The organism is Rhodoligotrophos sp. CJ14 (assembly GCF_038811545.1).
In the GTDB taxonomy this organism is placed as follows: domain Bacteria; phylum Pseudomonadota; class Alphaproteobacteria; order Rhizobiales; family Im1; genus Rhodoligotrophos; species Rhodoligotrophos ferricapiens.
In genome coordinates, this window is record NZ_CP133319.1 from 3,392,069 (window position 1) to 3,405,975 (window position 13,907).

At 60.8% G+C, this 13,907-nt stretch carries 15 protein-coding genes; 9 read left to right on the forward strand and 6 right to left on the reverse strand.

The features are described from left to right. The first annotated feature begins 132 nt into the window (after positions 1-132). The 4 genes from mtaB to RCF49_RS15815 all read left to right on the forward strand — a co-directional run bounded on the left by mtaB (position 133) and on the right by RCF49_RS15815 (position 4,313). Positions 133-1,404, forward strand: a complete 1,272-nt coding sequence (mtaB, locus tag RCF49_RS15800) for a tRNA (N(6)-L-threonylcarbamoyladenosine(37)-C(2))-methylthiotransferase MtaB (protein ID WP_342640762.1) — start codon at positions 133-135, stop codon at positions 1,402-1,404. Continuing rightward, the gene (gene ftsY, locus RCF49_RS15805; RefSeq protein ID WP_342640763.1) at positions 1,401-2,798 is read left to right on the forward strand and encodes a signal recognition particle-docking protein FtsY; all 1,398 of its coding nucleotides are present in this window, start codon (positions 1,401-1,403) and stop codon (positions 2,796-2,798) included. The genes mtaB and ftsY overlap by 4 nt, the downstream gene beginning before the upstream one ends. After that, complete coding sequence (locus RCF49_RS15810) at positions 2,795-3,394, forward strand: septation protein A (RefSeq protein ID WP_342640764.1); 600 nt, start codon at positions 2,795-2,797, stop codon at positions 3,392-3,394. Before ftsY ends, RCF49_RS15810 begins: the two co-directional genes overlap by 4 nt. Positions 3,395-3,791: 397 nt before the next feature. Continuing rightward, on the forward strand, positions 3,792-4,313 hold the full coding sequence (locus tag RCF49_RS15815) for a MarR family winged helix-turn-helix transcriptional regulator (RefSeq protein WP_342640765.1): 522 nt from the start codon (positions 3,792-3,794) through the stop codon (positions 4,311-4,313). Positions 4,314-4,577: 264 nt separating this feature from the next. Here RCF49_RS15815 and RCF49_RS15820 read toward each other — a convergent pair whose 3' ends face one another. Continuing rightward, positions 4,578-5,462 (reverse strand): DMT family transporter, encoded by an 885-nt coding sequence (locus tag RCF49_RS15820; protein ID WP_342640766.1) that lies wholly within the window; start codon positions 5,460-5,462, stop codon positions 4,578-4,580. Between the two features lie 174 nt (positions 5,463-5,636). On the opposite strand from RCF49_RS15820, the gene RCF49_RS15825 reads away from it, so the two are divergent. From RCF49_RS15825 to RCF49_RS15840, 4 genes are all read left to right on the forward strand, one after another. Then, entirely contained in the window at positions 5,637-6,377 is a 741-nt protein-coding gene (locus RCF49_RS15825; RefSeq protein ID WP_342640767.1) for a tellurite resistance TerB family protein, read from the forward strand. Positions 6,378-6,433: 56 nt separating this feature from the next. Next, a complete protein-coding gene (locus tag RCF49_RS15830; RefSeq protein WP_342640768.1) occupies positions 6,434-7,360 on the forward strand; it encodes a YihY/virulence factor BrkB family protein in 927 nt (308 codons plus the stop codon). A 146-nt stretch (positions 7,361-7,506) separates the two neighbouring features. Then, a complete protein-coding gene (locus tag RCF49_RS15835) occupies positions 7,507-8,112 on the forward strand; it encodes a hypothetical protein (RefSeq protein ID WP_342640769.1) in 606 nt (201 codons plus the stop codon). A gap of 130 nt (positions 8,113-8,242) precedes the next feature. Beyond that, positions 8,243-9,391, forward strand: coding sequence for a CDP-alcohol phosphatidyltransferase family protein (locus RCF49_RS15840; protein WP_342640770.1), 1,149 nt, complete (start codon positions 8,243-8,245; stop codon positions 9,389-9,391). Positions 9,392-9,436: 45 nt separating this feature from the next. Here the strand turns inward: RCF49_RS15840 and RCF49_RS15845 are convergent, their stop codons facing one another. From RCF49_RS15845 to RCF49_RS15860, 4 genes are read right to left on the reverse strand one after another with little or no spacing between them, the layout of a single operon-like run. After that, positions 9,437-10,105, reverse strand: coding sequence for a DUF2076 domain-containing protein (locus RCF49_RS15845; RefSeq protein ID WP_342640771.1), 669 nt, complete (start codon positions 10,103-10,105; stop codon positions 9,437-9,439). A 36-nt stretch (positions 10,106-10,141) separates the two neighbouring features. Then, positions 10,142-10,864, reverse strand: coding sequence for a Bax inhibitor-1/YccA family protein (locus RCF49_RS15850; protein ID WP_342640772.1), 723 nt, complete (start codon positions 10,862-10,864; stop codon positions 10,142-10,144). 25 nt (positions 10,865-10,889) lie between these two features. Continuing rightward, complete coding sequence (locus RCF49_RS15855; protein WP_342640773.1) at positions 10,890-11,654, reverse strand: anti-sigma factor family protein; 765 nt, start codon at positions 11,652-11,654, stop codon at positions 10,890-10,892. Continuing rightward, positions 11,641-12,189, reverse strand: coding sequence for a sigma-70 family RNA polymerase sigma factor (locus RCF49_RS15860; protein WP_342640774.1), 549 nt, complete (start codon positions 12,187-12,189; stop codon positions 11,641-11,643). The genes RCF49_RS15855 and RCF49_RS15860 overlap by 14 nt, the downstream gene beginning before the upstream one ends. 137 nt (positions 12,190-12,326) lie before the next feature. Between RCF49_RS15860 and aroQ the strand changes: the two genes are divergently transcribed. Then, the gene (gene aroQ, locus RCF49_RS15865) at positions 12,327-12,791 is read left to right on the forward strand and encodes a type II 3-dehydroquinate dehydratase (RefSeq protein ID WP_342640775.1); all 465 of its coding nucleotides are present in this window, start codon (positions 12,327-12,329) and stop codon (positions 12,789-12,791) included. 27 nt (positions 12,792-12,818) lie between these two features. Here aroQ and RCF49_RS15870 read toward each other — a convergent pair whose 3' ends face one another. Continuing rightward, positions 12,819-13,781 carry a transporter substrate-binding domain-containing protein gene (locus RCF49_RS15870; RefSeq protein ID WP_342640776.1) on the reverse strand — a complete coding sequence of 321 codons (963 nt, stop codon included), beginning with the start codon at positions 13,779-13,781 and terminating at the stop codon, positions 12,819-12,821. Positions 13,782-13,907: the final 126 nt, after the last annotated feature.

Below are 13,907 nucleotides of genomic sequence, written 5' to 3' on the forward strand. Positions count from 1 at the left end.
CTTATGCGATATGTAGGCCCTCATTGATGACCGGCAAATGCCGTCCATCATAGCAGCTGCTTCTGACGCCGATTGCCGCGATTGCCACTCGGGGTTTGCGTCTTGGCCCAGGACACCGTATCTGCATGCATTATGGCTGCACAGATCGACATCATCACTTTCGGGTGCCGGCTCAATACTTACGAGTCCGAGGTCATGCGCGCGCATGCGCAAGCGGCTGACCTCGACAATACGGTCATCATCAATACCTGCGCGGTGACGGCTGAAGCGCAGCGTCAGGCACGCCAAGCCATCCGCCGTGCCAGGCGCGAGCGGCCTGACGCCCGGATTGTCGTCACTGGTTGTGCCGCGCAGATTGATCCGGCCAGCTTTGCCGCCATGGATGAGGTCGATCTCGTTCTCGGTAATGAGGACAAGCTGCAGGCGTCGAGTTGGCGCCGGACGGGGCCCGATTTCGGATTAAACGGCCATGAGAAGGTGGTGGTGAACGACATCATGTCGGTGCGGGAAACCGCTCTGCACATGGTCGACGGCTTTGCCGAGCGCACCCGCGCATTCGTGCAGATCCAGAATGGCTGTGACCACCGCTGCACCTTTTGCATCATTCCGTTCGGGCGGGGCAACTCTCGCTCGGTGCCCGCAGGCGAAGTGGTGACGCAAACGCGCCGGCTCGTCGAGGCTGGCTATTGTGAGGTGGTGCTCACCGGTGTCGATATCACCTCCTATGGGGCTGATCTGCCGGGCAAGCCGCGTTTGGGCAGCCTTGTTCGCCGGATTCTCAAGTTTGTGCCGGAGCTTGAACGGCTGCGGCTGTCCTCGATCGACTCGATCGAGGCCGACGATGCGCTCATGCAAGCGATCGCGGAGGAAGAGCGGCTGATGCCGCATTTTCATCTCTCGCTGCAATCGGGCGATGATCTCATTCTGAAGCGCATGAAGCGGCGGCATCTGCGGGGCCACTCCATTGCGTTCTGCGAAGATGTGCGCAGGCTGAGGCCCGATGCTGTGTTCGGCGCGGATATCATTGCCGGTTTCCCCACGGAAACCGAGGAGATGTTCGCCAATTCCTGCCGGCTTGTCGATGAGTGCGGTCTGACCTATCTCCATGTCTTTCCATATTCGCCCCGGCCCGGCACTCCCGCCGCGCGCATGCCTCAGGTTGCTGGCAGCGTGATCAAGGAGCGTGCTGGCCGCCTGCGGGCCATTGGCGAGCAAAGGCTGCAAGCCTTTCTTGCCGCCGAGATTGGCACCCGGCGTCGGGCATTGATGGAAACGGAGATGAAAGGCCGCACGCAGCATTTTGCGCCGGTGCGCCTTTCACAACAGGTAGCGCCGGGCACCCTCGTGAACCTTGAGATCACTGGCGCGACGTCGGACGAGCTTCTCGGACGAGTGGTGGCATGACGGAACAGAAAAGCGGCGGTGGCTTGCTCAGGCGCTGGTTTGGATTGAAGCGCGATCGGGCTCCGGAGTCGGAGGTGCCGGAAAACGAGGCGACCGAGACCGAGGCGACCGAGACCGAGGCGCGCGAGGTCGAGCCCGCTCAAGCTGAGAGTGCCGAGCCCGAGCTGTCTGAGCTCCAAGCGCTGGAGCCGGAGGAGTCCCCGGCTGAAGCGCCTGAGCTGGACCATGCCCTGACCGCCGATCACTCGGAACTATCGCTTGAGACGACCCCAAGTCAGGTTCAAGACGCCTATCCCCCTGCCACGGAAGCCGAAACGCCACTCCTGAGCCCCGTCGAGCCTGAGCTTGAGCGTCCGGTGGACGATCACTTGAGCCCGGTCGCAACCAGTACGGAGATGACGGGCCTCAGCGCGGAGGAAGAGCGCGGTGAGCCCACCCTGCTCACCGCTGAGGCGGCCGCTTCGGAGGCTGCGCCGAAGCGCAATTGGTTCCAGCGATTGACCGAGGGCTTGCGCAAATCCTCCCAATCGCTCAGCACCGGCATCACCGACATCTTCACCAAGCGCAAGCTCGATGACGACACGCTTCAGGAGCTTGAGGATATCCTGATCCAGGCCGATCTTGGCGTTGATGCGGCTGCCCGCATTACCGAGCGGGTGGCAGCAGGACGCTATAACAAGCAGATCGACCCTGCCGAGGTGAAGCGCATCCTGGCCGCCGAAGTGGCCGAGGTCCTCAGTCCTGTCGCCCAGCCACTCACCATCGACGCCAGCAAGAAGCCGTTCGTCATCATGATGGTTGGGGTGAACGGAACCGGCAAGACAACCACCATCGGCAAGCTCGCGGCTCAGTTTCGGAACGAGGGCCGGCGCGTGGTGCTGGCGGCCGGTGACACGTTTCGGGCGGCGGCCGTTGAGCAGATCAAGGTCTGGGGCGATCGGGTGGGCGCCTCCGTGATCTCCAAAGACATTGGCGCTGACGCCGCCGGCCTAGCCTACGAGGCCTTGCAAAAGGCCCGAGCCGAGAAGGCCGACATCCTGATGATCGACACGGCCGGTCGTCTTCAGAACAAATCCGATCTCATGGCTGAACTGCAAAAGATCACGAGGGTGCTTCGCAAGCAGGATGAGAGTGCGCCCCATGCCGTCCTGCTGGTGTTGGATGCCACCACCGGTCAGAATGCGGTGAGCCAGGTGGAGATTTTCCAGAAGGTCGCTGGAGTGACGGGCCTGATCATGACTAAGCTCGACGGAACGGCCCGCGGCGGCATTCTGGTGGCTGTAGCCCAGAAATTCCGTTTGCCTGTCCATGCCATAGGGGTGGGCGAGGGCGTCGCCGATCTGCAGCCCTTTGCTGCCGATGAGTTCGCCCGTTCCATTGCGGGACTCGAATGAGCAGTAAGACTCCTGCCCGCGACAGCCGCCAACTCGGCCCGGTATTGCGTCTGATTGTGGAATTCGGGCCGCTGCTCGTCTTCTTCCTGGTCAATGCGCGCGTCAATATTTTCGCTGCCACCGGCGCCTATATGGTGGCCGCGCTTTTGGCCCTTGCCGTGACATGGGGGATGATCCGTCGCATACCCGTCATGCCTCTGGTCACCGGCATTTTTGTCCTGATTTTCGGTGGGCTCACGCTGTTTCTGCAGGATGAGCTGTTCATCAAGATGAAGCCCACCATCGTCAATACGCTTTTCGGCGCTATCCTGCTGGGCGGCTTGGCCTTTGGGCGATCGCTGCTGAAGCCGGTGCTGGGGGAAGCCCTCGCGCTCCGTGAACCGGGATGGACGAAGCTGACCGTGCGATGGGCCTGCTTCTTCTTTGTGCTGGCCATGGCTAACGAGCTGATCTGGCGAAATTTTTCGACGCAATTCTGGGTAAACTTTAAGGTGTTCGGCGTGATGCCGTTGACGATGCTGTTTGCAATGGCGCAGCTGCCTTTGATCAACAGATATCTCGAAAATGGCGAGGCGCCTGATCGCGGGACTGAGTAACCAGATCTGACGCCTTGAATTTCCGGAATCTCTGTACAGATGAAGCGGAATAAGAAAACTGATCGCGTATCGGAGACGGCGGCACCGTCTTTTTTGCGGTGCAATAATTCGAGTCAGGCGGCGTTTCAGATCAGTCCAAAGGTGAATTTCTGGTTCGCCTGATCTCTATAATGTTCTAGAAAATAGAAACGGCCGGTTGGCATAATCTTTGCGTTTCCGGTTGATCGGGATCGAGGTTCGTGGCTATCAGCATTTCATGGCTTCGATCTCCACGATTTTGAGTTTCGACAGGAAAAGGGTGGTTTATCCCGGCCCTGGGGGATCGAAGGTCAGAATCTATCATGAGGCGGATCAATCCGACCGCACTTTAGTGAGGACTTGCATACGGGGGCAAAGGATGACGGACATAGACGAAGTTGCTGATTTAGACAGTTCCGTATTTCACTTATTGAAACGTGCAGCTCAGTACGCTTCAAATTTGTTTGCGGACCAAAACGGCTATAGCGGACTTACGCACCGGCAATTCACCGTGCTGCTTGCCGTCGCTCAGAATGAGGGCGCGAGCCAAACTCAGCTTGTACGCGCAACGGGGATCGATCGCTCGACCTTGGCTGATCTCGTTGCAAGACTGCTGAAGCATGGATACTTGCAGCGGAAGCGCACCCGGGAAGACGGACGGACCAACACCATAAAGCTGTCGGCAGCCGGAAGACGGGCCTTGCAAGCTGCTCAACCCGGTGCTGCCGCTGTGGATCGGGAAATCCTGAACGCCGTTCCGAAACCATTGCAGAGTGATTTCTTGAATGCTCTCAATGCGATCTCTCACGCCTACTCCCTCCATATGGAACAGGCTGAGGACCGCGCCGAATCCAAAATCGTGGAAGTGAAGCCCCGGCGGCGCATCCGCGTGGAAGCCTAATCCCTCCGGCATTTCTGACTGTCGGTGAGTCGGTTCGTGGGGGGCCGACATTTACCGGCTATCTGTCTCGAAATGATACGGACGTCTCAGAATTAACCATCCGACAGAGTATCGATCGCGATAAAGTCTTCCCATTATCGGCTGTGAGGCCACCTGAGCAACCGCTCCGGGGGAACGTGCTTATCCGCCTGATGACGCCCTGATGCTCCGGTCGAACCATATCGAACCGTTGGAGCACCGACATTGCCGCACTTGCGCCGGCAATCAGCGCCTTTGCGACACCAGCGCGACCCCCGCCATGCAAACGACCATCCCTGCGATTTGCAGGAGGTTCAGCGTCTCGCCGAACAAGAGATAGGCGAGGATCGCAGTAGACGCTGGAACGAGATAAAACAGCCCCGCGACTTTCGAAACGTTTCCATAGCGAAGCAGCAGGGTGAATAGGCTGATCGCGCCAATGGAAAGCACCACAACCATCCAGCCAAGCGCGAAGACGAATTCCGCCGTCGGGTTGATGGCGAAGCGCTCGAACAGAATGGCACAGACCATCGAGATCACCAGGGCACCGGCAAATTGGCACGCGGTGCCTGTGACGAGGCTCGACTGGCCGGTGAAGCGCTTCTGATAGATGGAGCCGATTGAGATGGACAGGATGCCAATGAACAGCATGCCCAGCCCCTCGAGACTGACGCCCTGATCGCCGATATTGAGCTTCGGCCAGATCACCATGGCAACGCCGAGGAGACCGAGAGCCAGCCCGGCCCAGTTGCGCCACGTCAGACGTTCGCCGATAAACCGCGCCAGCAGCGAGGTAATGAGCGGTTGCAGGCCGACAATAAGGGCCGAAATGCCTGCCGGCATTCCCCGCGAGATTGTCCAGAACACGGTGCCGAGATAGATGCCGTGAACCAGCACCCCCGTTGTCATGCCGTGCAATGCCTCCCGTGGCGCAGGTCGCGGCAGGCGCAAAATGACGGCGGTGATCATCAGCAGCACTACGGTGAGCGCAAATCTGAGGCTTAGGAAGGTGAACGGTTCCGCGTAGGGAAGCCCGAACTTCGCGCCGATGAACCCGGTCGACCACAGAAACACGAACAAGCCGGGCGCCAGGCGCAGCCATGAGGGCTGTGAGGATTTTTCTGAGGGCATTGAGACCATGGCGGCGTCATAGCCTAAGCGCGCGCCGGCTCAAACTGTTCTGTGGACGAGCGCGTCGCATTCGCGTCGGGCCTAAAAGGCGTCGGCACATGTCCTATATCTTGTCCCATGTGTGGAAGCCCACAGCATGATCCGAAACGCTGAACCAGGAGCGGTAGGAACGCGATGATTGATCCTCAGAAGCTGCTTGAGCAGTTCCTTGGCGGCAAGGCTGGCGGTATAGCAAGGCAGATCCCCGGGCTCGATAAGCTTGGGGGTGGACATGGCAAACCGGCTGGCTTTGGCGGTTTGGCGCAGGGCACTCTGGCAACCGGGGTGATCGGCTTGTTGCTGGGCAGCAAGCGCGGCCGCAAGCTCGCCTCCAATGCTCTGGTCTATGGTGGGCTGGCAGCGCTCGGCGGCATCGCCTACAAGGCCTATCGTGACTGGCAGGCCCAGCAGCAGGCGGCTACCCCCGTCGGGTCGGATGCGACTGCCATGGCTGGCGCCATATCCAAGGCTGAGACTACCGGCTTCTTGCCGCCGCAATCCGATGCCGCTGCCAGAGGCGAGCTCAGCATGGCGGTTCTGCGCGCCATGATCGCTGCCGCCAAGGCCGACGGCCATATCGATGCTGAAGAGCAGCAGCGGTTGTTTGGCCATATGGATACGCTCGGCCTCGGTACGGAAGAGAAGGCCTTCGTCATGGACGAGTTGCGCAAGCCGCTAGACATTGATGCGGTCGTGCGCGGGGTCAAGTCGCCGGAGCAGGCTGTGGAGATCTATGCAGCTTCGCTGCTCGCCATCGATCCCGATCACCCGGCCGAAAAGGCCTATCTGGATGAGCTCGCACGCCGCCTTCAGCTGGCGCCGGATCTCGTCGCACATATCACTGCCGAGGTTGCCGCTGCAACCGAGCCCACTTGACAGTGTGACAAGAATCCGCGCGCATCGGCCATGTCTTTGAGGTAAGCGACGGCGGCATGGCGCAGGGCGGTAAATACGGATATCTCTTCGGCGACTCGCCGACCCGCAAAGATGGCACGCTGAAGCCGTTTTGGACCATTTTCTTCACGGCATTCTGGCGGCTCTGGGACGATGCGGCTATTCCCTTGGCAGGGAATATCGCCTTTCGCATGATTTTGGCGATATTCCCTTTTCTGGTCGTCCTCACCGCTCTTGCGGGATTCATTGGAGACACGCACCTCGCCTCCGCCCTGATCGATTACCTCCTGAGTGTTGCGCCACCGCAACTGGTCGAGCCTCTGGTGCCAGAGATCAGATCGGTACTGACCGAACAGCGCCGGGGCGCTCTGAGTATCGGCATTCTGCTGACCATCTGGTCGGCCTCCGGCGGGGTGGATAGTGTGCGCGTTGCCCTCAACCGTGCCTATGGTCTGATCGAGCACCGTTCCGCATTCATCTTGTTTCTTCAGAACATCATGTTCGTGATTGGTGGCGCCCTCCTGATGCTGGCTGTGGCCTTTTTGATTGTGCTCGCGCCAATCATCAAGTCTCTCGCCGTCCGCTACGTCCCGGATCTTGATCGGTGGCCGCAGATCTATGATATGCTTCGCTATCCCTTCGCGGTCGTGCTGTTGACCCTGGGGCTGACCGTCGCGCATATTTTCCTGCCAGCCACCTGGCGGCACATGCGTGACCTGTGGCTCGGGATCACCTTCACCGTGGTCGTCTGGCTCGTCCTGGCCGCTGTCTACTCCATGTATCTGTCCAATTTCAGTCAGTTTGCCAGCACCTATGCTGGGCTCGCCGGCATCATCGCGGCGCTGTTTTTTATCTATCTGGGCGCCCTCGTGTTGATTCTTGGAGGAGAGCTCAACCGCATGATGCGGCTTCGCCGCAAAGTGCGAGAGAAATTGGCTGCGGACCTGATGCAGGGCGCGACATGAGATCAACGCTATTTGAATACGTGAGCACATTACATGCTGGCCGGCCTTGGGGAACGATGCTCGATGCGGGAACAGGGCCTTGGTCTGCTCAATGGGTGTCAAGCCTCGACACGCCTCGCTGGACGGGTGTCACCGGTTCCCATAAAATGGCCGACGATGTAATGAAGGCCGTGGCCGATCGCTTGCGGCCAGAGGATCGCATCGTCGTCGGCTATTGGTCCGATCAGTCGCTGCTTGCAGGTGAAGTCTACGATACTGTGCTTGCCGACTATCTCCTGGGCGCGATCGACGGGTTTACTCCCTACGCCCAGTACACGCTATTTGAGCGCCTCCGACCGCTGGTGGGGAACCGCCTCTATGTCATCGGCCTCGAGCCCTATGTCCCTTACACGCCCAGCACGCAGGCCGGCCGCATAATCTGTGAAATCGGGCGGCTGCGGGATGCTTGCCTCCTGCTGGCTGCATCGCGGCCATACCGGGAATATCCCTCCGATTGGACGGTTTCTCACCTCGAGAGCGCCGGGTATCGGATTGTCGATCGCAAGTCATTTCCCATCATCTACGACCAGCGTTTCATCAACGGCGCGCTCGACATGTCCGTCGATCTGACCAAGCGCTTGAGCGATCGGCAATTGGCCGAGGCCTTACAGCAGCACGCCGAAGATCTGCGCAAGAGAGCCTTAGCCCTTCATAAAGCGGAAGGAGGGCTCCGTCACGGTGCAGATTATGTAATTACCGCCGAGCCAGCGTGATTGTGCCGGCACAGGCTCGTAGTCCCGCCGGTTGGCTGCAAGCTCAACCGTAACAGAGTCGTGTTATACGTTGCGTCCTCTCGGCCGAACGCCTATCCAAGTCGAAAATATTGGATCGGGCATCGGACAAATGATATCAGCCAAGGAAGGGGCTGGCGATACAGCCCGCTCGGCATATTTTATCGGGCAAGACAGGGTAGCCCTCTGGCACATGTCGCCCGCCGAACGCCTGCGCCGCCAGCTGGCACGGCAAGGCATTCCGGTAATGCCGTCTGTTCCGGCCGAGGCGTCATCTTCTCCTGTCCTGCTGTTTCGATCCGATGCCGTCATGGATGATGGGGTGATCACCGCTCTGGCTGCCGCGCCGGAAACCGTGCTCATTACGGCCGATCGCGAGCCCCTTGCCTTGTGCTGCACGGGTGCGGAAGCGCCCCGCGCCGCCAGTCTGCTGACATCGAACACCTTGCCGGCTCAATCCGGCTACCGGACGGTCACCGCGGTTCAGCTCGCGGGCTCGCACAACGCGCAGCTTCGCAAGCGCCAGGACGCTTATGCGGCGCGAGTGACCCCTCAGACCGCCTCCCACATCGAGCGCCAGCTGTTCGATGCCTCCTATAAGGGCGTGACCGATGTCGTGACCAAATATCTCTGGCCCGGTATTGCCTTTCGCGCCGTCCAGCTCTGTACCCGGTTTCGCATCACGCCCAACCAGGTGACAATGGCGAGCCTCCTCTTTGCTCTGGCGGCTCTGGCGCTGTTCTGGCAGGGGGCATTCGTCTCTGGCTTGCTCTGCGCCTGGGTGATGGCTCTGCTCGACACGGTCGACGGCAAGCTTGCCCGGGTCACAGCCACCTCCAGCAAATGGGGAAATGTCTTTGACCACGGCATCGACCTCATCGCTCCGCCATTATGGTGGCTGGGATGGTGGGTTGGCCTCGACGGTGCCGCTCCGGGCGGATCGGTCATGATGCTCGCCGCTGTCCTCATCGGCCATATCGCCGGCAAGCTTGTGGAGCAGGCTTTCATCTCCACCTTCGGTCTCAAGATCCATGTCTGGCGGCCGTTCGACTCGACCTTCCGCCTCTTCACAGCCCGGCGGAATCCCAATGTGGTGATCCTGACCGTGATCACCCTGCTGGCAGATCCCTCGCTGGCTTATGTGGCGATGATGGCGTGGATCTATACCAGCCTGCTGGTTCACATCGGACGCTATGTCTACGCCCTGGATATGCGCTCAAAAGGTGCGCCCATCCGCACCTGGCTTGAGGAAGGTGCCTGAACTCAGCGAGTGACCCGCGCCGCAAGGCGGCACGGGTCCGTTATGTCAGATCTCTTCGTCGCTTCCGAACAGCCCGTCGAAGAAGCCGCCTTCATCCCCTTCATCCTCTTGGGCAGCCTCGTCCTCCTGATTGGAGGCATCTTGAGCTGAACTGTCCTTGGCATCGTTGGCCTGATCAGAGGCAGGCTGCCCGCTGGCAGGTGTGGCCGATGCCGGATTGCTGCCGAACATGCCAGCAACGGCATTCCCGAGCAGAACGCCACCAGCAACACCCATTGCCGTCTGGGCGGCACCCGCGAGGAAGCCTCCGCCACCGCGCGCTTGTCCAAAGCCCGATTGCCCCATGGGTGCGGGTGAAGGGCCGCCGGAATAGCCGCGCGCCGTATCACGCGCGCCGACGCTGGGCACCGAACCGCTCCCTTGGCTCTGCGGGCGACCACCGCCGAACAGGCTGGACAGGAAGCCGCCGGACGGGGCGGTGTCGCGCCTATCGGCCAGTTGACGCTCGAGCTCGTCGATGCGCTGCTGGGCGTCCTCCAGCGCAAAGTTCTGCATCACGATCGTCTGCGCCATGAAGTAAGGAGATGCGGGCTGCTGCCGCACAAATCTATCGATGAGCGCCTGTGCCTCTGCATCGCGCGGTCCTGCCTGCCGCTCGACCTCGCCGAGCTTGCGAAACAGGTCTTCGATCGCTGCACGGTCCTGATCATTCATGATCGACTCCTTTGAGGCGTTCTCGAATGGGCGGGATTACTCCCGCTCACCCGTGAAGTTGAGCAGAAGCTGGAAGATGTTGACAAAGTTCAGGTACAGCGAGAGTGCCCCGAACACCGCCAGCTTCTGCAGCGATTCCTCGCCGAAGCTCTCCGCATACTGCTCCTTGATGTTCTGCGTGTCCCAGGCGGTGAGCCCGACGAAGACCAGGATACCGATCACCGAGACCACGAACTGCAGCGCGCTCGAAGCAAGGAAGATGTTCACGATGCTCGCGATGATCACGCCGATGAGGCCCATGATCAGCAGCGAGCCGAATTTCGAGAGGTCACGCTTCGTGGTATAGCCGTAAAGGCTTGTTGCGCCGAACATCGCGGCTGCGATGAAGAAGGTCCGCGCGATGCTGGTGCCCGTGAACACGAGGAACACTGAGGCAAGCGACAGCCCCATCACGGCGCAGAAAGCCCAGAAGGTCATCTGTGCCGCGGAAGCGGACATGGCGTGAATGCGGAAGCTGAAGAAGAAGACGAAGGCCAGCGGGGCCAGCATCACCACCCACTTCAGCGGCGATTGGAAAATCGGCACATAGAGCGCGGGTGTGTTGCCAACGATGAAGGCAACGGCGCCGGTCAGCACCAGGCCCAGGGCCATGTAGTTGAAGACCCGCAGCATATGCTGCCGCAAGCCCTCGTCAAACAAGGCGGCATCGACGCGGGGAGCCGCAGTCGGCCGGCTGAAGCCGTAATTAGGCGTGTTCATGTTGCATGCTCTCCAGGTTTAGTGATCAGTAAAGTGTCTGAGCGAGCCGGGCTGCGGCCCTCTCCAGATCCTTCGCATCGGCATTTGCGACCAGCACATAGGCCACCTCGCCAATCTGCCAGTAGGCTGCCGACTGCCCGTCCCGCACCGCCGTGGCCGGAACCACGTCAAAGCTGCCAGGCCGGGCAGCGAATAAAGAGGCGCCGCCAAGATCGCTCGCGGTGATGATCAGCTCGACACTGGGCCCGAAGGTCGCCGGCAGGATCTTGGCATCCCTGACCGTCCATCCCATGGGCAGTCTCGGCAGCTCGATCGCGGTCATGGCGCGGATCTTCTCGGGGTCATACGCGATGTGATCACCCGAAACCGCTGCCTCATCCCGCTGCATCATTCGGTAGGCATCGAGAGCCTCGCCCACATAGGCAGGCGGCGGCGTGGAAGCATTGACCGCACCAATCGCGAGGGTGCCGAACTGGGCATGTGCAAACCAGCCGCCCACGAGGCACAGCGCCAGCGCTGCAGCTCGCGCAAATCGGCCGGTCACCCTCTGCCGGTCGATCGCCGCCTCGAGCCTGCGCGCGGCATTGGCCGTTTCGATATGGGTGACCTTGGGCATGTCGCTCAATGCGAGGCGCAACTCGTCGCGGCTTCTGAGATCGGCCATCACCCGCGCCGCCGCAGCCGGATTGCGTGCGAGATAGGCTTCCACCTCGATCCGGCGCTCAACCGGGAGCTGGTCATCGACATAGGCGTCGAAATCTGCCTCGGTGATTGGATCAATCGGATTCATTCTCACCTCCAACCACTCTCAGATGCGTGTCGACCGGCGGGCGTCTGCCGAGGGTTTCCTCCATCGCCCGCAAGGCGGCGCGGGCCCGTGAAATGCGCGACATCAATGTGCCCACCGGAATGTCGAGTGCGGCTGCGGCCTCCCCATAGGACAGGCCCTCCACCGCCACGAGATGCAGGGCTGCGCGCTGCTCCTTGGGTAGGGACATGAAGTTCTCGCGCACCTGCGCCAGCCTCACCGCATGATCTTGGCCGGGTTCGGCGATCGTGTCGGCCATCTCGGCTGCGTGGCTATTTCGCTCCGTCTCCGACCGGCTTGCCCTCAACCGGTCGATGAAGACATTGTGCAGAATGGACAAAAGCCAGTTCCGCACGTTTCGATCGGGCTTGAAGGTGGATCGCCTCTCATAGGCGCGCATCAGCGCCTCTTGCACGAGGTCTTCCGCATCGGTGTCGTCACGGGTCAAAGACCGCGCATAACGCCGAAGCGAGCCCAAATGTCCCAACACATCAAAGCGCGACTTGCTTTGCCTCATGACCCGTATACGGAGCCGAGCTCGGTTTTATTCCACGCGTCCCCATTCTGAGCCCGCAGCGTTAACGGCTTGCCGATTGTCAGATGGCATGCTGCCCGATAGGGTTGCGACGCCGACAACCGCTCAGGGAACCCGCGATGGCTGTTATTTTCGTCCTGAATGGCCCCAACCTAAACCTGTTGGGTAAGCGGGAGCCTCACATTTACGGCCACACGACCCTCGCCGAGATCGAGCAAAAGCTTGGCGCGGCCGCAAGCGCTGCCGGTCATACCATCGACTTTCGCCAGTCAAACCATGAGGGCGTCATCGTCGACTGGATCCAGGAAGCCCGCGAAAAGGCTGCAGGCATCATCATCAATCCCGCTGCCTTGACCCACACTTCGGTTGCGATCCTCGACGCTTTGAGTGCCTTTTCGGGACCGATCCTGGAGGTGCACCTCTCGAACATCCACAAGCGAGAGCCATTCCGGCACCACTCCTATGTCTCTCGTGTGACCACCGGGGTGATCTGCGGATTGGGGGCGGCTGGCTATGAGCTGGCGCTGCACTGGCTGCTTGAAGCCCTGGCATCCGCCACCGCAAAGCCAACCACATCCGCGTGAGCTTGGCGGACTGGGTTGGCCCGGGCCTTATTCGTTCTCTCCGAGATAACGATAGAGCACGTGCCGCCATTTCTCGCTTCGCGAGATCTCGATGATGAGCGGGTCCACGCGGCTTCTGAGCGGACTGTCCTGCTTGAGGGCGAAGGCATAGGACTGCAGATCGAAACTCGTATCCAGCACTTCGACGGACGAGGAGAACTGCTGCAGCACGGCCCAGGCAAGCAGGGGTTTGTCGAACACGAACGCATCGAGCGTGCCCTGGCGTAATGCGTCCAGGCCCTCGACTGGTGTCGAGAAGCTCTGGAATTTGATGCTCTCGCTGCTCAGAAATTCGGAGCTGGACGAGTTTGCGACCGTGCCCACCTTCACATGCGTGAGGTCGCTCACCGTCGCGATCGGATGTCTCGCATCGTAAGAGGCCCAAGTAAGCGCAATCGCCGCGCCCACCGTGACCAGCGCAACCGTGACCACGGCGGCCAGGATGGCCCCGAGCACCCGGCCAGGCAGAGTTCTCGGCCGTAACGAACCAGGCGGCACCGGAGAATGCGCTGACCACCAGCGGCCATGATGTCCGGAACCCGAGGCGGGTTGCCGGTTGGCATATTCGATCAGGACAATGATGAGGCTGAGGACCCCGGCGAGCGCGAGCAGACCGAGCGCAGCCTGCCCGAACCGGAAGGACGACATCGCTCTGACGAAGGGAAGCAGCAATGGCGCCGACTGGTGGGTCGGCACGGCGATCCCGAGCCCGGTGACATAGTAAGGCTGGCTGAAATCGAGGACGTCCTCCCTCGGTGCAGTGATGGTGAGCGCCCCCACCGCGACGTCGAGCTCGCCCCGTGCGACGGCCCCGATCAGCTCGGCGAGCGTCTTATACTCGACCAGCCGGTAGCCGAGGCGCAACCGGTCCGCGATGCGCGTCCAAAGCTCGATGCTGATACCCGTCCACTGGCCGTCGCGGTCGCGCATGACGAAGGGTGGCACCGTCATGGTGCCCACCAGCATCGGTGCGGCGGCCTGCTGTGAAGCTGCAGCTTGTGCGCTCTGGCTTGGGGAAAACAATCCGCCGTGGATCCCGAGCACGAGCGCGCAAATGACGATGCTTATGACCGCAAT

Coding starts and splice junctions, on each gene's coding strand:
- RCF49_RS15830 (WP_342640768.1), top strand. CDS start 6,434: ATGGCGCAGGGCGGTAAATACGGATATCTCTTCGGCGACTCGCCGACC.
- ftsY (WP_342640763.1), top strand. CDS start 1,401: ATGACGGAACAGAAAAGCGGCGGTGGCTTGCTCAGGCGCTGGTTTGGA.
- RCF49_RS15835 (WP_342640769.1), top strand. CDS start 7,507: ATGGCCGACGATGTAATGAAGGCCGTGGCCGATCGCTTGCGGCCAGAG.
- RCF49_RS15870 (WP_342640776.1), bottom strand. CDS start 13,781: ATGACGGTGCCACCCTTCGTCATGCGCGACCGCGACGGCCAGTGGACG.
- RCF49_RS15840 (WP_342640770.1), top strand. CDS start 8,243: ATGATATCAGCCAAGGAAGGGGCTGGCGATACAGCCCGCTCGGCATAT.
- RCF49_RS15855 (WP_342640773.1), bottom strand. CDS start 11,654: ATGAATCCGATTGATCCAATCACCGAGGCAGATTTCGACGCCTATGTC.
- RCF49_RS15850 (WP_342640772.1), bottom strand. CDS start 10,864: ATGAACACGCCTAATTACGGCTTCAGCCGGCCGACTGCGGCTCCCCGC.
- mtaB (WP_342640762.1), top strand. CDS start 133: ATGGCTGCACAGATCGACATCATCACTTTCGGGTGCCGGCTCAATACT.
- RCF49_RS15825 (WP_342640767.1), top strand. CDS start 5,637: ATGATTGATCCTCAGAAGCTGCTTGAGCAGTTCCTTGGCGGCAAGGCT.
- RCF49_RS15820 (WP_342640766.1), bottom strand. CDS start 5,462: ATGCCCTCAGAAAAATCCTCACAGCCCTCATGGCTGCGCCTGGCGCCC.
- RCF49_RS15815 (WP_342640765.1), top strand. CDS start 3,792: ATGACGGACATAGACGAAGTTGCTGATTTAGACAGTTCCGTATTTCAC.
- aroQ (WP_342640775.1), top strand. CDS start 12,327: ATGGCTGTTATTTTCGTCCTGAATGGCCCCAACCTAAACCTGTTGGGT.
- RCF49_RS15860 (WP_342640774.1), bottom strand. CDS start 12,189: ATGAGGCAAAGCAAGTCGCGCTTTGATGTGTTGGGACATTTGGGCTCG.
- RCF49_RS15845 (WP_342640771.1), bottom strand. CDS start 10,105: ATGAATGATCAGGACCGTGCAGCGATCGAAGACCTGTTTCGCAAGCTC.
- RCF49_RS15810 (WP_342640764.1), top strand. CDS start 2,795: ATGAGCAGTAAGACTCCTGCCCGCGACAGCCGCCAACTCGGCCCGGTA.